At 74.4% G+C, this 18,800-nt stretch carries 22 protein-coding genes; 8 read left to right on the top strand and 14 right to left on the bottom strand.

Annotation, left to right across the window (positions count from 1 at the left end; translation table 11 throughout):
• Positions 1-48 precede the first annotated feature (48 nt).
• Positions 49-1,536: an anthranilate synthase component I gene (locus tag OIM89_RS23950; protein ID WP_030698543.1), complete on the bottom strand. Its 1,488-nt coding sequence runs from the start codon at positions 1,534-1,536 to the stop codon at positions 49-51.
• A gap of 90 nt (positions 1,537-1,626) precedes the next feature.
• On the opposite strand from OIM89_RS23950, the gene OIM89_RS23945 reads away from it, so the two are divergent.
• Positions 1,627-2,178 carry a hypothetical protein gene (locus tag OIM89_RS23945; RefSeq protein WP_030698542.1) on the top strand — a complete coding sequence of 184 codons (552 nt, stop codon included), beginning with the start codon at positions 1,627-1,629 and terminating at the stop codon, positions 2,176-2,178.
• 9 nt (positions 2,179-2,187) lie between these two features.
• Here the strand turns inward: OIM89_RS23945 and hisI are convergent, their stop codons facing one another.
• Positions 2,188-2,559 carry a phosphoribosyl-AMP cyclohydrolase gene (gene hisI / locus OIM89_RS23940; protein WP_008408746.1) on the bottom strand — a complete coding sequence of 124 codons (372 nt, stop codon included), beginning with the start codon at positions 2,557-2,559 and terminating at the stop codon, positions 2,188-2,190.
• Positions 2,560-2,653: 94 nt separating this feature from the next.
• Here hisI and OIM89_RS23935 point away from each other — a divergent pair, with 94 nt between their 5' ends.
• Both OIM89_RS23935 and OIM89_RS23930 read left to right on the top strand, forming a co-directional pair.
• Positions 2,654-3,289, top strand: a complete 636-nt coding sequence (locus OIM89_RS23935; protein ID WP_030698541.1) for a TIGR03085 family metal-binding protein — start codon at positions 2,654-2,656, stop codon at positions 3,287-3,289.
• A gap of 43 nt (positions 3,290-3,332) precedes the next feature.
• Complete coding sequence (locus tag OIM89_RS23930; protein WP_051727231.1) at positions 3,333-4,265, top strand: ketopantoate reductase family protein; 933 nt, start codon at positions 3,333-3,335, stop codon at positions 4,263-4,265.
• 106 nt (positions 4,266-4,371) lie between these two features.
• On the opposite strand, the gene hisF is transcribed toward OIM89_RS23930, so the two are convergent.
• The 8 genes from hisF to hisD are packed head-to-tail and all read right to left on the bottom strand — an operon-like array spanning position 4,372 to position 10,126.
• Complete coding sequence (gene hisF, locus OIM89_RS23925; RefSeq protein WP_030698539.1) at positions 4,372-5,127, bottom strand: imidazole glycerol phosphate synthase subunit HisF; 756 nt, start codon at positions 5,125-5,127, stop codon at positions 4,372-4,374.
• Positions 5,124-5,543, bottom strand: coding sequence for a RidA family protein (locus OIM89_RS23920; RefSeq protein ID WP_175457212.1), 420 nt, complete (start codon positions 5,541-5,543; stop codon positions 5,124-5,126). Before OIM89_RS23920 ends, hisF begins: the two co-directional genes overlap by 4 nt.
• Positions 5,540-6,265, bottom strand: coding sequence for a bifunctional 1-(5-phosphoribosyl)-5-((5-phosphoribosylamino)methylideneamino)imidazole-4-carboxamide isomerase/phosphoribosylanthranilate isomerase PriA (priA, locus tag OIM89_RS23915; protein WP_030698537.1), 726 nt, complete (start codon positions 6,263-6,265; stop codon positions 5,540-5,542). The genes OIM89_RS23920 and priA overlap by 4 nt, the downstream gene beginning before the upstream one ends.
• Before the next feature lie 2 nt (positions 6,266-6,267).
• Positions 6,268-6,906, bottom strand: coding sequence for an imidazole glycerol phosphate synthase subunit HisH (gene hisH / locus OIM89_RS23910; RefSeq protein ID WP_030698536.1), 639 nt, complete (start codon positions 6,904-6,906; stop codon positions 6,268-6,270).
• A 4-nt stretch (positions 6,907-6,910) separates the two neighbouring features.
• The gene (locus OIM89_RS23905; RefSeq protein ID WP_030698535.1) at positions 6,911-7,075 is read right to left on the bottom strand and encodes a hypothetical protein; all 165 of its coding nucleotides are present in this window, start codon (positions 7,073-7,075) and stop codon (positions 6,911-6,913) included.
• Positions 7,076-7,077: 2 nt separating this feature from the next.
• The gene (gene hisB, locus OIM89_RS23900) at positions 7,078-7,671 is read right to left on the bottom strand and encodes an imidazoleglycerol-phosphate dehydratase HisB (RefSeq protein ID WP_003947550.1); all 594 of its coding nucleotides are present in this window, start codon (positions 7,669-7,671) and stop codon (positions 7,078-7,080) included.
• Positions 7,668-8,807: a histidinol-phosphate transaminase gene (locus tag OIM89_RS23895; protein ID WP_175457214.1), complete on the bottom strand. Its 1,140-nt coding sequence runs from the start codon at positions 8,805-8,807 to the stop codon at positions 7,668-7,670. The genes hisB and OIM89_RS23895 overlap by 4 nt, the downstream gene beginning before the upstream one ends.
• Positions 8,804-10,126: a histidinol dehydrogenase gene (hisD, locus tag OIM89_RS23890; RefSeq protein ID WP_030698533.1), complete on the bottom strand. Its 1,323-nt coding sequence runs from the start codon at positions 10,124-10,126 to the stop codon at positions 8,804-8,806. Before hisD ends, OIM89_RS23895 begins: the two co-directional genes overlap by 4 nt.
• A 227-nt stretch (positions 10,127-10,353) precedes the next feature.
• On the opposite strand from hisD, the gene OIM89_RS23885 reads away from it, so the two are divergent.
• The 4 genes from OIM89_RS23885 (at position 10,354) to ybaK (ending at position 14,405) form a co-directional block, all read left to right on the top strand.
• The gene (locus tag OIM89_RS23885) at positions 10,354-11,925 is read left to right on the top strand and encodes a hypothetical protein (protein WP_047469133.1); all 1,572 of its coding nucleotides are present in this window, start codon (positions 10,354-10,356) and stop codon (positions 11,923-11,925) included.
• Positions 11,926-12,086: 161 nt separating this feature from the next.
• Positions 12,087-13,124, top strand: a complete 1,038-nt coding sequence (locus tag OIM89_RS23880; protein WP_030698531.1) for a hypothetical protein — start codon at positions 12,087-12,089, stop codon at positions 13,122-13,124.
• Between the two features lie 11 nt (positions 13,125-13,135).
• Positions 13,136-13,891 (top strand): LON peptidase substrate-binding domain-containing protein, encoded by a 756-nt coding sequence (locus OIM89_RS23875; protein WP_030698530.1) that lies wholly within the window; start codon positions 13,136-13,138, stop codon positions 13,889-13,891.
• A gap of 19 nt (positions 13,892-13,910) precedes the next feature.
• Positions 13,911-14,405 (top strand): Cys-tRNA(Pro) deacylase, encoded by a 495-nt coding sequence (ybaK, locus tag OIM89_RS23870; RefSeq protein WP_030698529.1) that lies wholly within the window; start codon positions 13,911-13,913, stop codon positions 14,403-14,405.
• Between the two features lie 30 nt (positions 14,406-14,435).
• On the opposite strand, the gene OIM89_RS23865 is transcribed toward ybaK, so the two are convergent.
• The 4 genes from OIM89_RS23865 to OIM89_RS23850 form a co-directional block, all read right to left on the bottom strand.
• Complete coding sequence (locus OIM89_RS23865) at positions 14,436-15,071, bottom strand: AAA family ATPase (protein ID WP_257203539.1); 636 nt, start codon at positions 15,069-15,071, stop codon at positions 14,436-14,438.
• A gap of 67 nt (positions 15,072-15,138) precedes the next feature.
• Positions 15,139-15,939, bottom strand: coding sequence for an ABC transporter permease (locus OIM89_RS23860; RefSeq protein WP_264491609.1), 801 nt, complete (start codon positions 15,937-15,939; stop codon positions 15,139-15,141).
• A 77-nt stretch (positions 15,940-16,016) separates the two neighbouring features.
• Positions 16,017-17,030, bottom strand: coding sequence for an ABC transporter ATP-binding protein (locus tag OIM89_RS23855; RefSeq protein WP_195731517.1), 1,014 nt, complete (start codon positions 17,028-17,030; stop codon positions 16,017-16,019).
• A gap of 80 nt (positions 17,031-17,110) precedes the next feature.
• On the bottom strand, positions 17,111-18,340 hold the full coding sequence (locus OIM89_RS23850) for an NYN domain-containing protein (RefSeq protein ID WP_030698525.1): 1,230 nt from the start codon (positions 18,338-18,340) through the stop codon (positions 17,111-17,113).
• Between the two features lie 240 nt (positions 18,341-18,580).
• On the opposite strand from OIM89_RS23850, the gene OIM89_RS23845 reads away from it, so the two are divergent.
• Positions 18,581-18,748, top strand: coding sequence for a hypothetical protein (locus tag OIM89_RS23845; protein ID WP_175457215.1), 168 nt, complete (start codon positions 18,581-18,583; stop codon positions 18,746-18,748).
• The last annotated feature ends 52 nt before the right edge of the window (positions 18,749-18,800 follow it).

Below are 18,800 nucleotides of genomic sequence, written 5' to 3'. Positions count from 1 at the left end.
CGCCCCGGCCGGACCGGGCGGGGGCGCGCGGGTGAGGGAGGGGGCCGCTCAGGCCGTGCCGAGCCGGTTGGCGGTGTGCACCGCGCGCAGCACGGCCGCCGCCTTGTTGCGGCACTCGGTGTCCTCGGCGACCGGGTCGGAGTCGGCGACGACCCCGGCCCCGGCCTGGACGTATGCGGTGCCGTCGCGGAGCAGGGCGGTGCGGATGGCGATGGCGGTGTCGGAGTTCCCGGCGAAGTCGAGGTAGCCGACGCAGCCCCCGTACAGGCCGCGCCGGGCCGGCTCCAGCTCGTCGATGATCTGGAGGGCGCGGGGTTTGGGCGCGCCGGAGAGGGTGCCGGCCGGGAAGCAGGCGGTGAGCACGTCGAAGGCGGTGCGGCCGGGCGCGACCTCGCCGGTGACGGTCGAGACGATGTGCATGACGTGGGAGTACTTCTCGACCGACATGAAGTCGACCACCTCGACGCTGCCGGGCGAGCAGACCCGGCCGAGGTCGTTGCGGCCGAGGTCGACGAGCATCAGGTGCTCGGCGCGCTCCTTGGGGTCGGCGAGGAGTTCCTCGGCGAGCGCCTGGTCGGCCTGGGGGGTGGCGCCGCGCGGCCGGGTCCCGGCGATGGGGTGGACCATGGCGCGGCCGTCCTCGACCTTGACCAGCGCCTCCGGGCTGGAGCCGACGATGTCGAAGCCGTCGAGGCGGAAGAGGTACATGTACGGCGAGGGGTTGGTGGCGCGCAGCACCCGGTACACGTCGAGGGCGGAGGCGGTGCAGGGCGTCTCGAACCGCTGCGAGGGGACGACCTGGAACGCCTCCCCGGCCCGGATGCGCTCCTTGATGTCCTCGACGGCGGCCCGGTACGCCTCGCCGCCCCACTCGCCGGTGAAGGCGGGCAGCTCGGACTCGGGCAGGGCCAGCGGCGGCGCCGAAACCGGGCGGGCGAGATCGGCCTCCATCGCGTCGAGCCGGGCGACGGCGTCCGCGTACGCCTCGTCCACGCCGGTGTCGAGGTCGTTGTGGTTGATGGCGTTGGCGATCAGCAGGACCGAGCCGTCCCAGTGATCGAGGACGGCGAGGTCGGAGGTGAGGAGCATGGTCAGCTCGGGGACGCGCAGGTCGTCGCGGCCGCCGTCACCGACCTTCTCCAGGCGGCGGACGATGTCGTAGCCGAGGTAGCCGACCATGCCGCCGGTGAAGGGCGGCAGGCCGGCGGCGAGGTCACCGGGGGTGTGCAGGATCTCGATGGTGGCGCGGAGCGCGGCCAGCGGGTCGCCGTCGGTGGGGACGCCGGCGGGCGGCGCGCCGAGCCAGTGGGCCTCGCCGTCGCGGGCGGTGAGGGTGGCGGCGCTGCGGACCCCGACGAAGGAGTACCGCGACCAGCTCCGGCCGTTCTCGGCGGACTCCAGGAGGAAGGTGCCGGGGCGTTCGGCGGCGAGCTTGCGGTAGAGGCCGACCGGAGTGTCGCCGTCCACCAGGAGCTTGCGGCTGACGGGGATGACCCGGCGGTCCTGGGCGAGCTTGCGGAACGTGTCGAGATCCATGCGCGGAAGGATAGAGGCAACCAGCACACGGTCACGGTGCGTTCCGTGTCGCGGACCGTGCGCACGGTCCCGGGCCGCTAGACATGGTCCATGACTGTTCAGCACTCCCCCGCCTCCGTCCCCGCTCCCTCCACCCCCGGCGCCCGCCGCGCGCTGCCGCTGGTGCGCCGTACGCTCTGCGCGGCCTCGCTGGCGCTGCTGCTGGCCGCGGGGCCCGCCGCCGCCGTGGCGGGCGGGGTGGAGTGGCCGGCGGCGAAGAACACGGCGGCCCAGGTGGAGAAGGCCGGCCTGACGATGCTCGACACGGAGCAGCTGGCCATGCACATCCACACCACGCTGGAGGTGTTCGCCGACGGCGAGCAGGTGACGGTCCCCGCCGACATCGGCATCGACCGCTCGGGTCCCACCCCGCGCTACAGCCCGCTGCACACCCACGACGAGACCGGCACCATCCACGTGGAGTCGGCCGAGTGGCGCGACTTCACCCTCGGCCAGCTCCTCACCGAGTGGGGAACGCCGCGCGAGGACACCCGGTTCGGGGCGCCGCTGGCCTGGGTCGACGGCCGGCTGTGGGCGGGCGACGCGGACGACATCGTCTTCCGTGACGGCGAGACGATCACCCTGCGCTACACCTCCCGTTAGGACCTTCCGTCAGGAGGCGGGGAGCAGCACGTCCTCGTCGAAGCACGTCCGGGCCCCGGTGTGGCAGGCCGCGCCGACCTGGTCGACCTTGACCAGCAGGGTGTCCCCGTCGCAGTCCAGGGCCACGGACCTGACGTGCTGGACGTGGCCCGAGGTGTCGCCCTTGACCCAGTACTCGCCCCGGCTGCGGGACCAGTAGGTGCAGCGGCCGGTGGTGAGGGTGCGGTGCAGGGCCTCGTCGTCCATCCAGCCCATCATCAGCACCTCCCCGGTGTCGTACTGCTGGGCGATGGCGGGGACCAGACCGTCGGCGGTGCGCTTGAGGCGGGCCGCGACGGCCGGGTCGAGTCCGGCCGAGGGGCCGGGTGTGCTGCTGCTCATGGCATCCATTGTGCCGGGCCCGTGGACATGCCCGTGCGGGTGAGTGGGCGCGGCTGCCGTGGCCAGGCGGCGGGGGCGGCCGTAGGCTTGGCCCATGTCGACTCATGCGAAGCGTGAACGCCTGCTCCTGGCCGATCTGTTGGAGTCCGCGGGCCCGGACGCCCCGACGCTCTGCGAGGGGTGGCGGACCAGGGACCTCGCCGCCCACGTGGTGCTCCGCGAGCGCCGTCCCGACGCGGCCGGCGGCATGCTCGTCAAGCCGCTGGCGGGCCGCCTGGAGCGGGTGCAGGCCGAGTTCACCGCCAAGCCCTACGACGAACTGGTCCAGCTGATCCGCACCGGCCCGCCGCGCTTCTCGCCCTTCGGTCTCAAGCAGATCGACGAGGCGGCCAACACCGTCGAGTTCTACGTGCACGCCGAGGACGTCCGCCGGGCCCAGCCGGAGTGGACCGGCCGCGAGCTGGACCCGGTCTTCTCCGACGTGCTCTGGTCCCGGCTGGAGAAGATGGCCCGGGGGCTGGGCCGCAAGGCGCCGGTGGGGCTGGTGCTGCGCCGTCCGGACGGGCGGACGGCGGTGGCGCACCGGGGGACGCCGGTGGTCACGGTCACCGGGGAGCCGGGCGAGCTGACCCTCTTCGCGATGGGCCGCCAGGCGCACGCCGAGGTCGCGCTGGACGGCGAGGAGGACGCCGTCGCCAAGGCGCAGGCCACCAAGGAGCTCGGCTTCTGAGACCCGGTAGGGGCGCGGGCGGGGCCTCTGGCACCCTGCTCCCATGAACACACGAGCGACGACGGAACAGAACCCCGCCCCGTGGACCGTGGCGGTCCTCGGCCCCGGCGGCATCGGCGGCCTGGTGGCCTCGCTGCTGGCCCGCCGGGGGCACCGGGTGATCGTGGTGGCGGGCGAGCAGACCGCCCGGACGCTGAACGAGCGGGGCCTGACCCTGCGCAGCGGCCAGTTCGGGGACGGCACCCTGCCCGTCGAGGCGGTCACGGAGCTGACCGAGCCGGTCGACCTGTGCGTGGTCGCCACCAAGGAGACGGGGCTCGCCGAGGCGCTCCAGCGGGTTCCGGCGGCGGCCCTCGGCTCCGGCCTGGTCCTGCCGCTGCTCAACGGCTTCGAGCACGTCGCCCTGTTGCGGGAGACCTACCCGGCCGGGCAGGTCGTCCCCGCCGTCATCTGGGCGGAGTCGACGCGGACCGCGCCCGGCGTCATCGAGCACACCACCCCGTTCTGCCGGGTCGAGCTGGCCAGTGCCGCCGCCCCGGCCGCCGGGGTCGCGGCGCTCGGCGCGCTCCTGGAGGACGCCGGCATGGGCGGCCTGGTCCGCGAGGACGAGACCGCCCTGCTCTGGGACAAGCTCACCTTCCTCGCCCCGTTCGCCCTGCTGACCACCCGGCACGCCGCCCCGGTCGGCACCGTACGCAGCGAGCACCGCGAGGAACTCACCTCCGTGCTGGCCGAGTTGGCGCTTCTCGCGGCCACCGTCGACGTACCGACGGAAGCGTCCGCGCTGCTGGCCAAGTTCGACAACGCCCCGGAGGGGATGCGCTCCTCCATGCAGCGGGACGCCGCCGCCGGCCGCCCGGTGGAGATCGAGGCCATCGGCCGCGCCCTGCTCCGCCAGGCCGACCGCTCGGGCACCCCGGTACCGGCGCTGACCGCGCTGGTGACCTCGGTGGCGAAGGCGCACGGCGCCTCCTGAACCGGGCCCCGGCCTGCCCTGCGAGGGGGGCGGGCCGGGTCGGTCCGGCCGCGGGCTCCCACAAGGGCCCCGCTCCCCCGTTCCGCGGCACCGGGGAGGGGCGTGCTCAACGCACCGGGCGGCCCGCGTCCTTCAGGGCGCCCTTGACGTCACCGATGCGCAGGTCGCCGAAGTGGAAGACCGAGGCGGCGAGGACCGCGTCGGCGCCGGCCTCGACGGCGGGGGCGAAGTCGGTGACCCGGCCGGCGCCGCCGGAGGCGATGACGGGGACGGAGACGTGGCGGCGGACCTCGGTGATCATCTCCAGGTCGTAGCCGTCCTTGGTGCCGTCGGCGTCCATGGAGTTGAGCAGGATCTCGCCGGCGCCCAGTTCGGCGGCCCGGTGGGCCCACTCGACGGCGTCGATGCCGGTGCCGCGGCGGCCGCCGTGCGTGGTGACCTCGAAGCCGCCGCCCTCGGCCCGGCGGGCGTCGACGGAGAGGACGAGGACCTGGCGGCCGAACCGCTCGGCGATCTCGCGGATCAGCTCGGGGCGGGCGATGGCGGCGGTGTTGACGCCCACCTTGTCGGCCCCGGCGCGCAGCAGCTTGTCGACGTCCTCGGCGGTGCGGACGCCGCCGCCGACGGTGAGCGGGATGAAGACCTGCTCGGCGGTGCGGCGGACCACGTCGTAGGTGGTCTCGCGGTTGCCCGAGGAGGCGGTGATGTCGAGGAAGGTCAGCTCGTCGGCGCCCTCGGCGTCGTAGACCTTGGCCATCTCGACGGGGTCGCCCGCGTCGCGCAGGTTCTGGAAGTTGACGCCCTTGACGACGCGGCCGCTGTCCACGTCCAGGCAGGGGATGACTCGGACCGCGAGGGTCATCGGGCAGCTCCTCGGTACGCCTCGACCTCGACCTCGACGACCAGCCGGGGGTCGATGAAGCCGGAGACGATGATCATGGACGCGGCGGGTCGGACCGCGTCGAACAGTTCGTGGTGGGCACGCCCGACGGCTTCGGTGTCGCGGGCGTGCGAGAGGTACATGCGGGTGCGGACCACGTCCTCGGCAGTCAGGCCGAGTTCGGCCAGGGCGTCGAGGGCGGTGCGGAAGGCGGTCCGGGTCTGCTCGTACGGGTCGCCCTCGTGGGCCGGTTCGCCGTCCACGACGGAGGTGCAACCGGCCACCAGGGCGAGCCCGTTGGGGAGCAGGACGGCGCGGGAGTAGCCGACGGTGTCCTCCCACGGGCCACCCGACGAGATGCGGCGTATCCGCTCCCGGCCGCCTTCCGCCTCGGTCATGCCACGGCCTTCAGGGCCTCTTCGAGGGTGAACGCCTTGGCGTAGAGGGCCTTGCCGACGATGGCGCCCTCGACGCCCTCGTCCACCAGGGAGGCGAGCGCGCGCAGGTCGTCCAGGGAGGAGACGCCGCCGGAGGCGACGACGGGCCGGTCGGTGGCGGCGCAGACGTTCTTCAGCAGCTCCAGGTTGGGGCCCTGGAGGGTGCCGTCCTTGGCGATGTCGGTGACCACGTACCGGGCGCAGCCCTCGGAGTCGAGGCGGGCCAGGGTCTCGTAGAGGTCGCCGCCGTCGCGGGTCCAGCCGCGGCCGCGCAGGGTGGTGCCGCGCACGTCGAGGCCGACGGCGATGCGGTCGCCGTGCTCGGCGATGACCTTGGCGACCCACTCGGGGGTCTCCAGGGCGGCGGTGCCGAGGTTGACGCGGGTGCAGCCGGTGGCGAGGGCGGCGGCGAGGGTGGCGTCGTCGCGGATGCCGCCGGAGAGTTCGACCTTGATGTCCATGGCACCGGCCACCTCGGCGATGAGCTGCCGGTTGTCGCCGGTGCCGAAGGCGGCGTCGAGGTCGACGAGGTGCAGCCACTCGGCGCCGGAGCGCTGCCAGGCGAGGGCGGCCTCCAGCGGCGAGCCGTAGGAGGTCTCCGTACCGGACTCACCGTGGACCAGGCGGACGGCCTGGCCGTCGCGGACGTCGACGGCGGGGAGGAGTTCGAGCTGCTTGGCCATGATCAGAGGGTCTCGATCCAGTTGGTGAGGAGCTGGGCTCCGGCGTCGCCGGACTTCTCGGGGTGGAACTGGGTGGCCCACAGGGCGCCGTTCTCCACGGCGGCGACGAACGGCTCGCCGTAGGTGGACCAGCTGACGTGCGGGGCGCGGATCGCCGGGTTGGTGACCTCCAGCGTCCAGTCGTGGACCGCGTAGGAGTGGACGAAGTAGAAGCGCTCCTCTGGGTCGACGCCCTGGAAGAGGCGCGAACCGGCGGAGGCCTGCACGGTGTTCCACCCCATGTGGGGGACGACCTCGGCCTTCAGCGGGCCGACCGTGCCGGGCCACTGGTCCAGGCCCTCGGACTCGACCCCGTGCTCGATGCCGCGCTCGAAGAGGACCTGCATGCCGACGCAGATGCCCATCACGGGCCGGCCGCCGGAGAGGCGACGGCCGATGATCCAGTCGCCGCGGGCCTCCTTGAGCCCGGCCATGCAGGACGCGAAGGCGCCGACGCCGGGGACCAGCAGGCCGTCGGCGTTCATGGCGCGGTCGTAGTCGCGGGTGATCTCGACCTCGGCGCCGGCCCGGGCGAGGGCCCGCTCGGCGGAGCGGACGTTGCCGAAGCCGTAGTCGAGGACGACGACGTTCTTGGTGGTCATGACGTCACCCCCAGACGTCCAGGCGGAGCACGCCCGCCGTGAGGGACATGGCGGCGCCGACCCCCAGCACCACGAGGATGCCGGTGGGCAGCTTCTGCTTGTAGAAGGAGTAGACGCCGCCGAGGAAGAACAGGCCGAGCACGATCAGCGCGGTGGAGACACCGTTCACGGTTAGAGGGCACCCTTCGTGGAGGGGAGGATTCCGGCCGCGCGGGGGTCGCGCTCGCTGGCGTACCGCAGGGCGCGGGCCAGCGCCTTGAACTGGCACTCCACGATGTGGTGGGCGTTGCGGCCGTACGGGACGTGGACGTGCAGGGCGATCTGCGCCTGGGCGACGAACGACTCCAGGATGTGCCGGGTCATCGTGGTGTCGTAGGAGCCGATCATCGGCGCGATGTTCTCGGGCTCGGTGTGCACGAGGTACGGGCGGCCGGAGAGGTCGACGGTGACCTGGGCGAGGGACTCGTCCAGCGGCACGGTGCAGTTGCCGAAGCGGTAGATGCCGACCTTGTCACCGAGGGCCTGCTTGAAGGCGGCGCCGAGGGCCAGCGCGGTGTCCTCGATGGTGTGGTGGGTGTCGATGTGCAGGTCGCCGTCGGTCTTGACCCGCAGGTCGAAGAGGCCGTGGCGGCCGAGCTGGTCGAGCATGTGGTCGTAGAAGCCGACGCCGGTGGCGACGTCGACCTGCCCGGTGCCGTCGAGGTCGATCTCGACCAGGACCGAGGTCTCCTTGGTGGTGCGCTCGACGCGCCCGACGCGGCTCATACTTGCTCCTTGCTCATGAGGCCGTCTGCGACGACCTCGCGTACCGCTTCGAGGAAAGCGGTGTTCTCTTCGGGGGTTCCGGTGCTGACGCGCAGCCGGCCCGGGACGCCGTTGTCGCGGACCAGGACTCCGTGGTCCAGGAGGCGCTGCCAGACGGCGTGCTGGCCGCCGGGGCCGTCGAAGCGGCCGAACTGGACGAAGTTGGCGTCGGAGTCGGTGACGTCGAGGCCGAGGGCGCGCAACTCGGTGACCACGCGGTCGCGTTCGGCCTTGAGGCGGTCGACGTAGCCGAGCAGCGTGTCGGTGTGCTCCAGGGCGGCGAGCGCGGTGGCCTGGTTGACGGCGGAGAGGTGGTACGGCAGGCGGACCAGCTGGAGGGCGTCGACCACGGCCGGGTCGGCGGCGAGGTAGCCCAGGCGGAGCCCCGCGGCGCCGAACGCCTTCGACATCGTGCGGGAGACCACGAGGTGGGGGCGGCCCTCCAGCAGCGGCAGCAGCGAGGCGCCGTGGCTGAACTCGACGTACGCCTCGTCCACCACGACCATGGCCGGCTTGACGGCCTGGGCCGCGTCGTGGAGGGCGAGGATCGTCTCGCGGTCGACGGCGGTGCCGGTCGGGTTGTTGGGCGAGGTGATGAAGACCACGTCGGGCCGGTGCTCGGCGATGGCCTCCCGCGCCGCCTCGACGTCGACGGTGAAGTCCTCGCGGCGGGGCCCGGAGATCCAGCCGGTGTTGGTGCCGCGCGCGATGAGGCTGTGCATCGAGTACGAGGGCTCGAAGCCCAGGGCGGTGCGGCCGGGTCCGCCGAAGGCCTGGAGGAGCTGCTGGAGCACCTCGTTGGAGCCGTTGGCGGCCCAGACCTGCTCGAAGGCGACCGGGTGGCCGCCGGTGCGGGTGAGGTAGCGGGCCAGCTCGGTGCGGAGTTCGACGGCGTCGCGGTCCGGGTAGCGGTTGAGGTCGCGGGCGGCCTCGGCGACCCGCTCGGCGATCCGCGCCACCAGCGGCTCGGGCAGCGGGTACGGGTTCTCGTTGGTGTTGAGCCGGACCGGCACGTCGAGCTGGGGGGCGCCGTACGGGGACTTGCCGCGCAGTTCCTCGCGGACGGGGAGCTGGTCCAGGGAGAGGGTGGTGCTCACTGCTGGGGGACCTTCCAGTCGAACCGGGCCTTCACCGCCGCGCCGTGCGCGGGCAGGTCCTCGGCCTCGGCGAGGGTGACGACGTGGTGGGCGACGTCGGCGAGGGCGTCGCGGCTGTAGTCCACGATGTGGATGCCGCGCAGGAAGGACTGCACGGACAGGCCCGAGGAGTGGCAGGCGCAGCCGCCGGTGGGCAGCACGTGGTTGGAGCCCGCGCAGTAGTCACCGAGGGAGACCGGGGCCCACGGGCCGACGAAGACCGCCCCGGCGTTGCGGACCCGGTCGGCGACGGCGGCGGCGTCGGCGGTCTGGATCTCCAGGTGCTCGGCCCCGTAGGCGTCGACGACCTTGAGGCCGTCCTCCAGGTCCGCGACGAGGACCAGGGCGGACTGGCGCCCGGCGAGGGCGGGCGCGATGCGGTCCTCGACGTGCCGGGTCGCGGGGACCTGGACGGCCAGCTCCTTCTCGACGGCGTCCGCGAGGGCGTCGGAGTCGGTGACCAGGACGGCGGCGGCCAGCGGGTCGTGCTCGGCCTGGCTGATCAGGTCGGCGGCGACGTGCACCGGGTCGGCGGTGTCGTCGGCGAGGACGGCGATCTCGGTGGGCCCGGCCTCGGTGTCGATGCCGATGAGCCCGGTGAAGTAGCGCTTGGCGGCGGCCACCCAGATGTTGCCGGGGCCGGTGACCATGCGGGCCGGCGGGCAGGACTCGGTGCCGTACGCGAACATCGCGACGGCGGTGGCGCCGCCCGCGGCGTAGACCTCGTCGATGCCGAGGAGGGCGCAGGCGGCGAGGATCGTCGGGTGCGGCAGGCCGCCGAACTCGGCCTGCGGCGGCGAGGCGAGCGCGATGGAGGGGACGCCGGCCTCCTGCGCCGGGACCGCGTTCATGATCACGGAGGAGGGGTAGACCGAGCGGCCGCCGGGGGCGTACAGCCCGACGCGGTCGACGGGGACCCACTTCTCGGTGACGGTGCCGCCGGGGACGACCTGGGTGGTGTGCGGGGTACGGCGCTGGGCGCGGTGGACGGTGCGGGCGCGGCGGATCGACTCCTCCAGCGCGGCGCGGACCTCGTCGGTGAGCCCGGCGAGCGCCTCGGTGAGGGCCTCGGCGGGGACCCGGACCTGCTCCAGGGTGACCTGGTCGAACCGCTGGGCGTACTCGATCAGCGCCGCGTCGCCGCGATGGTGCACGTCCTCGCAGATCGGCCGCACCTTCTCCAGGGCGGCCGTCACGTCGAAGTCGGCACGGGGCAGCAGAGCGCGCAGGGCCGGGCCCTCGGGGAGGGCCTCGCCGCGCAGGTCGATTCGAGAGATCACACGGCAATTCTCTCAGACCGCCTCGCGTCACCGGCGCCCCGTATCACCGTCTGATACGCCCGGCGGACACATTCCGTGACGATGAGCGTTCAATTCGTCACTCAGCGGGCATCACCGGGGTGGGAGCCCGCCCCGGTGGGCACACGGGCCCCGTCCCCGTCGGCGCCGCGCGCGGGGCGGGCCCGCCCCGTCGAGGAGTCCGCGGCACAGCACGGGGAGGCAGGGGCGTGTCCACCGAACAGGGCGGTGAGCCGCCGGAGGGCCTGACGGCCGCCGAGTACGGCATGTGGCAGGCGTTCCGCAACGGCAGCACCTACGACCTGCGGGCCGGTGAGGCCGCGCTGGACGATCCGCACGGCGGGCTGCCGTGGGGCGAGGAGCGCAGCGTCCGCGCCCGCGTCGTCAGCCTCCTGCTGCTGCACGGCCCCGAGCCGCTGCCCGGCCGGGTCTCCTCGCTGAAGCTGGCCGGGGTGCAGATCACCGACGTGCTGGACCTGGCGGGCGGCACCGTCGAGCCGTACGTGGAGCTGATCGGCTGCCGGTTCGAGAAGGAGGTGCTGCTGCCCGAGGCGCGGTTCACCACGCTGCGGCTGGTCGACTGCTCGCTGCCGCGCCTGGAGGCGGCCCGCCTCTCCACCGAGGGCGATCTGCACCTGCCCCGCTGCCGGGTGCACCGCGGGGTGCGGCTGACCGACGCCCAGATCGGCACCGACCTGCTGCTGAACCAGGCGGTGGTGCACCGGGACCGGCGGGGCACCTCGCTGCTGGGCGACGGTCTCTCGGTGGGCCAGGACTTCCAGGCGGAGATGATGGAGGCGCACGGCGAGGTGAGCCTGCGCGGCGCGCAGATCGGGGTCTCGCTGAGCCTGCGCGGCAGCCGCCTGGCCAACCCGTACGGCCGCCGCGCGCTCAACGCCCCGCAGCTGACCGTGGGCCGCACTCTCTACCTCACCCCGGCGGGCGTCGGGAACCCGGCGCTGACCAGCGGCACCACCCCGGCGCGCGGCACCCGCGTGCAGCGCTTCGAGTGCCGGGGCGGGGTGCGCCTCGACGACGGCCGGGTCGGCGACGCCGTCGACCTGGACCAGGCCCGGTTCGTGATGGAGGAGTACCAGGAGCTGTCGCTGCGCCGGGTGCAGACCCCGGAGCTGCGGTTCCTGTGCGAACGCCCGGCACAGGGCCGGGTGGTGCTGTCCGGGGCCAAGGTCGGCAACCTGATGGACCAGACGCCGAGCTGGCCGGGGCCCGGCGGCCTGGCGATGGGCGGCTTCACCTACGACAACCTGGTGCCGCGCGGCCGCTTCACCCTCGCCGAGCGGCTGACCTGGGTGGAGGCGGCCACTCCCGAGTACAACCCGGAGCCGTACGAGCTGCTGGCCACCGTGCTGCGGGCCGGCGGGGAGGACGCGGACGCCCGCGAGGTGCTCCTCGCCAAGCAGCGCCGCCGCCGCGAGACCCTCGGCCTCGCCGGGACCCTCTGGGGGTACCTCCAGGACTGGACGGTGGCGTACGGCTACCGGCCCGGTCGGGCGGCGCTGTGGATGGCGGTGCTCTGGGCGGTCAGCGCGCTGCTCTTCGCCCAGATCGACCCGGCGCCGATCAAGGACGACGAGCATCCCCCATGGAGCTCCTCGCTCTTCACCCTCGACCTGCTGCTGCCCGTCATCGATCTGGGCCAGACCGGCTACTGGCACCTGGACGGCGGGTGGCAGTGGGTGACCGCCCTGCTGATCCTGCTCGGCTGGATTCTCGCCACGACGGTGGCGGCGGGAGCGACGCGGTTGCTGCGCCGCAGCTGACCCAGGGTGGCGCGCCGCTGAACTCCGCGCGCCCCCGGGGTGCCTCAACTCGCCCCACCCCACCCTTCTTTACCTTCTCTTGACCTTTCCCCAGGCAACCCTTTGACCGATACGAAAGCGTCACCCGGACTCTCTGGCCCCGGCCCGACCTGCGGTTTTCAATGGTCGGCACGATGGCCCTGCTGCAAGCCCTGATCCGGACGGCCCGGATGGTGACCCACACGCCCCGCCTCGCCACCGGGCTGCCTCCCGACGAGGAGGTCTACCTCGACCTGCCCGACGACCGGCTGGCCCCGGCCCTCGCGGCGGCGGGGCTCGGCGACCACCGCCCGGCGGCCGAGGTGCTCGCCGCCAGCCGCGAGGCGGCCGCCTGGGAGACCCGCGACCGGCAGGTCCAGCGGCTCGCCGCCTTCGCCCGCAACCGGCCGGAGTGGTTCGACGCCTGGAGCTACGCGGCGCCGCACGACCCCGACGTGGCGCTGATCCGCGCCGAACTCGCCGTCCGGCGCGGCTGGGAGTCACCGGCCCGGGCCGAACTCCTCCACGACGTCACCCCGCTCATCGCGGCCGCCGCCCGGGCCGAGCCCGCCGACCCGGTCCCCTGGCGGATCGCGCTCGACCACGCCCGGGGCACCGGCGCCCCGCACACCGAGTTCGAGGCGCGCTGGGAGCAGGCGGTGCGCCGCTCCTCGTACCACTACGGCTGCCACGTGGCCGCCCTCCAGTACCTGTCGGCCGCCTGGTTCGGCTCGCACCGCGAGTCCTTCGCCTTCGCCGAGCGCGCGGCCGAGGACGCGCTGCCCGGCTCCCTCGTCCGCGGCCTGCCGGTGCGGGCCGCCTTCGGGGCGCTGCACCGGGGGCCCGACGCGCCCGGGCGGGGCGGCCCGGTTCTGCGCGAGCGGCTGGAGGCGGCCGCCGACACCGCCGTCGCCCTCTCCGCCGAGTACCCGGCGGGCGACCCGTGGCCCGCCGAGGTCCGCAACGTCCTCTTCTACGTGCTGATCCGGCTCGAACGGTGGGCGGACGCACTGGAGCAGGCCCGGCTCATCGGCACCCGCGCCACCTCCTTCCCGTGGGACCGGATCAGCGACGATCCGCTCGGTCAGTTCCTCCAGGCGCGCGACGGGGTGCGCATCGAAGTGGCCGCGGGCCTGCCCCTGCGGGGGACGCGGCGGCGCGAGAAGGCCGGAGACCATTAGGCTTGCCGGTCGTGACCACCGTCCGGCTGCCGCTCTTCCCGTTGAACACGGTCCTCTTCCCGGGGCTCGTGCTGCCCCTCAATGTCTTCGAGGCGCGCTACCGCGCCATGATGCGCGACCTCCTGGACTCCCTCCCGGAGGACCCCGAGTCCGACGAGCCCTGCCAGTTCGTCGTCGTCGCCATCCGCGACGGCCACGAGGTGGCGCCCAGTGAGCCGGGGATGCCCGACGACGCCGGGCGCCCGGAGGCCGGGCCCATGACGGGCTTCGGGGACGATCCGGCCCGCTCCCTGCACGCCGTCGGCTGCGTCGCCGACGCCGCCACCATCCGCGAACGCGAGGACGGCGGCTACGAGGTCCTGGCCACCGGCACCACCCGGGTCCGCCTCCACTCCATCGACACCTCGGGGCCGTACCTGACCGCCGAGGCGGAGGCGCTGCCCGAGGAGCCGGGCGACGAGGCGGGCGCGCTCGCCGAGGGCGTCCTGCGCGCCTTCCGCTCGTACCAGAAGCGTCTGGCCGGGGCGCGTGAGCTGACCCTGACCTCCAACGCCGACCTGCCCGACGAGCCCTCCGTCGTCTCCTACCTGGTCGCCGCCGCCACCGTCCTGGACGTGCCCACCCGGCAGCGCCTGCTCCAGGCCCCCGACACGGCCTCCCGGCTCCGCGACGAACTGGCGCTGCTGCGCCGCGAGACGGCGGTCATCCGGCACCTGCCCTCGCTCCCCGCCGCCGAGCTGACCCGCACGCCCACCAGCCTCAACTGACCGCCCGGAGCAGGCATCCATGGCCAAGAAGCAGAAGAAGCAGTCCGGCGGCACGCCCGCGACCGTGGCCCTGACCGCCGCCGGCGCCGCCTTCACCACCCACGCCTACGAGCACGACCCCGCGCACCCCTCGTACGGCGAGGAGGCGGCCGAGGCCATGGGCGTCTCCCCCGACCGCGTCTTCAAGACCCTGGTCGCCGAGGTCGACGGCCGGCTCACCGTCGCCGTGGTCCCCGTCTCCGGCAGCCTCGACCTGAAGGCCCTGGCGACCGCGGCCGGCGGCAAGAAGGCCGCCATGGCCGACCCGGCCGCCGCCGAGCGCACCACGGGGTACGTCCGCGGCGGCATCTCCCCGCTGGGCCAGCGCAGGGCCCTGCCGACCGTCCTGGACGCCTCGGCCGCCGGCCACGCCACGATCTGCGTCTCGGCGGGCCGGCGCGGCCTGGAGGTGGAGCTGGCCCCGGCGGTACTGGCCGAGCTGACCGGCGCCGTCACGGCACCGATCGCCCGCTGAGGCCGGCACACGCCGCCACGGGACCCGCGCTCAGCCCTCGTACGTCTGCCAGTGGTGCGCCTGCGGCTCCTCCCGGGGCCCGAAGAGCGCCGTCAGTCCCAGGTGGACCAGGAGGGCGGCGACGGGCCAGGCGACCAGCACGCCGAGGGCGCCGAGTTCCAGCGGGGCGTCGAAGGTGACACCCTGCCCGGCGGTGCGGGCGTGGCCCACCACGTCGCCGCTGGGGCCGAGGGCCGTGCCGAGCTGCCAGGCGACGGCGGCGCCGCCCAGCGAGCCGAAAGCGAGACCGCAGACCATGGCGATGCCGCCGGCGCGGTGGACCAGGAAGGCGGCGAGGCCGGTGACCACGCCGAAGCCCAGGGCGAGGAGGGCGAAGGTGCCGTCGGCGCCGATGGCCTGCTCGCCCTCGGTGTCCTTCAGGTAGACGGCCTCACCGTCGGAGACCAGCGGCACGTGCGGAGCCAGCCGGGACCAGAGGAAGCCGAGCAGCAGTCCCAGGACGACCACGGCGAGGCCCGTCAGCGCGGCCCGCCGGATCTCCCGGCCGAGCGGCTCGTCCCGCTCCGTACCGGGATGGTGGTCCGGGTGCGCCCCCTCGGGCAGCTGCCACGGGTCGTACCCGGGGCGTCCGTGCGGCGGCGTGGGCGGGTTCAGCGGTGCGGTCACCCGGACATCGTGCCAGGCCCGGACCTGCGCGCGCGGGCCGGGAGGGCCGATCGTGGCCCAGGGGGCGTCAGCGGACGGCGGCCCGGCGGTACGCCCAGGTGGCGAGGGTGAGCGAGACCACGCCGACGCCCGCGCAGACCCCGAGGTCGACGAGGACCGCCGCCCAGTCGGGGTGCGGCGCGAAGGTCCGGGCGAAGGCTTCCACGCCGTAGGTGGAGGGGAGCAGGTCGCGGGCGAGGACCAGCAGGGCGGGGAGCCGGTCGGGCGGCAGCACGCCGAGCAGGAGCGCGGCGGACATGCCGAGCTGGCCGAGGAGGGTGGCCAGTTCCGGGCGGGGCGCGAGCAGGCCGAGGGCGGCGCCGAGGCCCGAGAGGGCGGCGCCGGCCAGCGGGATGACCGCGACCAGCACCCAGAGCTGGGCCAGCGGCAGCTGGAAGAGGACGCAGCCGACCAGCGCGGTGACCAGGGTCCCGGGGACGGTGAAGGAGGCGTACGCCCCGGCGGCGCCCAGGACGACGGCGGCGGGCGGCACGGGCAGCGTCGCGTAGTGGTCGAGGCCGCCGCCCGCGCGCAGCTGCCCGAAGTACTGGGCGAGGAGGTTGAGGGCGACGAAGGCGACGACGAGGACGCTGGAGCCGGCGACGACCGCGTGGCCCTCGCTGCCGCCGTCGACGACGCCCCGCATGAGGATCATGATGCCGACGGACTGGAAGGTCGCGACGAAGAGCAGCGGGATGCGGGCGACCCGCGCCCGGGAGAGCTGGGCCCGGTAGACGGCGGCGAGGGAGGGCAGCAGCCTGGCCCGGGGGGCGAGCGCGGCGGGGGCGGCGACGGCGCGGGGGGCGGCCGTGCGGGCGGTGGTGCTCATGCCGGGTCCCGTTCCGTGGGCGGCGCGGCCGGGCGCGGGGGCCCGGCGGTCGGTCGTGGGGGTCGCGGGGCCGCCTGTCATGTCTTCACCAGTCCCGTTCCGCTGCCGCCGAGTGCCAGGTAGACGTCTTCGAGGCTCGGCGTGGCCAGGGTGAAGTCGTCCAGGGCCGCGAAGGCCGAGCCGCCGGTGACCGCGGCGACGGCGGCGCGCGCCTCGTCGGGGGCGAGCCGCAGCACCCAGCGGCGGCCGGACTCGGCGGCGGAGTCCCGCAGGGCGGCGACCTCGGGCACGTCGAGCGGCGGCCGCTCGCGCCACAGCAGGTCGAGGCGGACCTCGTGGGCGACGTGCGCCTTGAGCCCGGAAGGGGTGTCGCAGGCGATGACGCGGCCCTGTTCGAGGACGGCGACCCGGTCGAGAACGGTCTCGGCCTCGATGACGTTGTGGGTGACGAGCAGCACCGTGGTGCCCTCCTCGGCCCGGCGCCGGTCGACGGCGGACCAGACGGCGCGGCGGGCGACGGGGTCCATGCCGGTGGTGGGCTCGTCCAGGACGAGCAGGGGCCGGCGGCCGACCAGGGCGGTGGCGAAGCAGGCGAGCCGGCGCTGTCCGCCGGAGAGCTTCTTCAGCGGGCGGGAGGCGAGCGGGCCGAGGCCGAGTTCGTCGAGGACGGCGTCGCGCTGGGCGCGGGCGGCCGGGGCGTCGAGGCCGCGCAGCCGGGCGGTGGTCTCGGCGGCGAGGGAGACGGTCAGCTCGTCGAGCGCGGTGGACTCCTGGCCGAGGTAGGCGAGGAGCCGGGCGGCGCGCTCGGGATGGCGGACCACGTCGTGGCCGAGGAGGCGGACGCTGCCGGAGTCGGGCCGCATCAGCCCGGTGAGCTGCCGGACGAGGGTGGACTTGCCGGCCCCGTTGGGCCCGAGCAGACCGAAGATCTCCCCGCCGCGCACCTCGAGGTCGATGTGGTCGGTGGCGCGGACCTCGGGGATCGCGGGGGCGCCGCGTCTGCCCCGGGTCGCCGGGTACGTCTTCACGAGGTCACGCACGACGCAGACGGCTTCCCCCTCGGGGACGGGTGCGGAGTCCGTGCGGTCCATGCTCACGAGGGACGAGCCTACGGGGTGGCGTTGCCTGCTTTGTGCCCGGGTCCGGGGCCCCGGGCGGCGTGGCGCCGGCGTCAGGTCAGCGGGCGGGCGGACTGGAGGGGGTGCGGGGCGGTGGGCTGGCCGGTGGCGGGCAGGTCGATCTCGCGCCAGAACCCGGCCCGGATCGCGTACCGGTCGTGTTCGTCGATCTGGTCGTCCTTGTGGGCGAGGAGGCCGAACCGGGCGGCGTAGCGCAGCAGCTCGCCGTCGATGCGGTGCGGGATGCGCGGGTAGAGCGCGGCGAGGCGCGGCAGCAGGGTGCGGTCGCCGAGGCGGGAGAGCCAGCGGCGGGCGAAGACCTGGCCGACCTCGAAGGGGTCGCCGCCGACGGTGGTGATGTCCTCCTCGCGGTCGGCCCACCGCTGTTCGGCCGTGGTGAGCTGGGCGAGGGTGGGCAGCGCGGTGTCGTCGGGCGAGTCGGCGGGGCCCTGGCGTTCGACGAGCCCCTTGTCGGAGGACCACCGCAGGGTGGCGGTGGCGGGCTGCTCCTTGACGGGGGCCGGCCGGTCGGCGGCGCGCAGGGCGGCCAGGTCCTTCGGGGTGGGGACGGCGCGGGCGGTGCCCGCCGCGGTGCCGTTGGTCTCGGCGGGGGCCGGGGTGTGCTCGGGCTCGGGGTCGCGGGCGGGCCGGGCGGCGGTGTCGGGCAGCGGGGCGGAGAGGATGGCGGCGATCTCGGGTCCCGGCGCGGGCTGCGGGGCGCAGGTGCCGGCGGTGTCGCGGGCGCGGATGGCGCGGGTGATCCAGGCCCGGTCGAGCAGGCGGCGTTCGTCGGCCTCGGCGACGAGGTCCTCGGACTGGTTGTAGTCGCCGCCGGCCGCCTGCACGGCCCAGAGGTGGACGGCGACGCCGTGCTCCTTGGCGGCGGTCATGCCGGGCAGCAGGTCGCCGTCGCCGGTGACCAGGACGATGTCGGAGCAGGCCTTGTTGCGGGCCAGTTCGGTGAGTTCGGCGTGCATCGCGGCGTCGACGCCCTTCTGCGCCCACCGCCCGTCGCTGCGGGTCAGGGCGCCGAGGCGGACGGTGACCCGGGGCATGACGCGCAGCCGGCGGTGCTCGGGCTGGGGGACGCGGTCGGGGGCGCCGTCGAACCAGTAGATACGCAGCAGGGGCTGGGCGGTCTCGGCCTCGGCGCGTTCGCGGAGCTGCCGGACGAGGGTGGCGTGGTCGACGGAGATACGGGACCGGGAAGGGTCTCCGGCGAGCAGGCTGGCGGCGGCGCCCAGCAAGTATCCGGCGTCCACCAGGACGACGCAGCGGTCCACGCGTACCACCTCTATTCCCTCGGTCCCGGGGCGGGCGGGGGCCCGGTGCCGGGTTTCCTTCGAGTCTGCCCGACCCGGTGGGCGTTAACGGCCCGAACTCGATCTTCGGCGTGGCGTATCGGACCGGGGACGTACCACACACCCCCTCACGGACGGTAATTGCCCGACATGCGCGGAGTGTCCGGCCGTGTGAATCTGGAGTCGGCCCCGGACCCACACCTTTTCGGGAGGCAGATTTCCATGGCCAAGAACAAGAACCGCAAGCAGAGCGGCAGTAAGGCGGCGGAGACCGCGTCGCAGCAGGCGAAGGAGAAGTCGACCGAGGCGATCTCCTCGATCCAGTCCTCGGCGCAGGGCAGCCCCGCCGACGTGGCCCGCAAGCACCAGCGCAAGTTCGGCCACAACTGATCCGGAGGCCACGGCCCATGAGGCCGAGCTGACACGAAGGGGCGCACCCGCC

Source organism: Streptomyces sp. BI87, assembly GCF_025957665.1.
GTDB classification, from domain to species: Bacteria; Actinomycetota; Actinomycetes; order Streptomycetales; family Streptomycetaceae; genus Streptomyces; species Streptomyces albidoflavus.
The sequence above is the reverse complement of the archived record's forward strand: the minus strand, read 5'-3'. Positions and strand labels throughout refer to the sequence as shown.

Bases quoted from the DNA above. Each gene is read 5' to 3' on its own strand.
- hisI (WP_008408746.1), bottom strand. From the start codon at position 2,559: ATGAGCAGCAGCACACCCGGCCCCTCGGCCGGACTCGACCCGGCCGTC.
- ybaK (WP_030698529.1), top strand. From the start codon at position 13,911: ATGGCCAAGAAGCAGAAGAAGCAGTCCGGCGGCACGCCCGCGACCGTG.
- OIM89_RS23950 (WP_030698543.1), bottom strand. From the start codon at position 1,536: ATGGATCTCGACACGTTCCGCAAGCTCGCCCAGGACCGCCGGGTCATC.
- OIM89_RS23845 (WP_175457215.1), top strand. From the start codon at position 18,581: ATGGCCAAGAACAAGAACCGCAAGCAGAGCGGCAGTAAGGCGGCGGAG.
- OIM89_RS23880 (WP_030698531.1), top strand. From the start codon at position 12,087: ATGGTCGGCACGATGGCCCTGCTGCAAGCCCTGATCCGGACGGCCCGG.
- OIM89_RS23920 (WP_175457212.1), bottom strand. From the start codon at position 5,543: ATGACCGAGGCGGAAGGCGGCCGGGAGCGGATACGCCGCATCTCGTCG.
- hisF (WP_030698539.1), bottom strand. From the start codon at position 5,127: ATGACCCTCGCGGTCCGAGTCATCCCCTGCCTGGACGTGGACAGCGGC.
- OIM89_RS23930 (WP_051727231.1), top strand. From the start codon at position 3,333: ATGAACACACGAGCGACGACGGAACAGAACCCCGCCCCGTGGACCGTG.
- priA (WP_030698537.1), bottom strand. From the start codon at position 6,265: ATGGCCAAGCAGCTCGAACTCCTCCCCGCCGTCGACGTCCGCGACGGC.
- hisB (WP_003947550.1), bottom strand. From the start codon at position 7,671: ATGAGCCGCGTCGGGCGCGTCGAGCGCACCACCAAGGAGACCTCGGTC.
- OIM89_RS23855 (WP_195731517.1), bottom strand. From the start codon at position 17,030: ATGGACCGCACGGACTCCGCACCCGTCCCCGAGGGGGAAGCCGTCTGC.
- OIM89_RS23945 (WP_030698542.1), top strand. From the start codon at position 1,627: ATGACTGTTCAGCACTCCCCCGCCTCCGTCCCCGCTCCCTCCACCCCC.
- OIM89_RS23860 (WP_264491609.1), bottom strand. From the start codon at position 15,939: ATGAGCACCACCGCCCGCACGGCCGCCCCCCGCGCCGTCGCCGCCCCC.
- OIM89_RS23935 (WP_030698541.1), top strand. From the start codon at position 2,654: ATGTCGACTCATGCGAAGCGTGAACGCCTGCTCCTGGCCGATCTGTTG.
- hisH (WP_030698536.1), bottom strand. From the start codon at position 6,906: ATGACCACCAAGAACGTCGTCGTCCTCGACTACGGCTTCGGCAACGTC.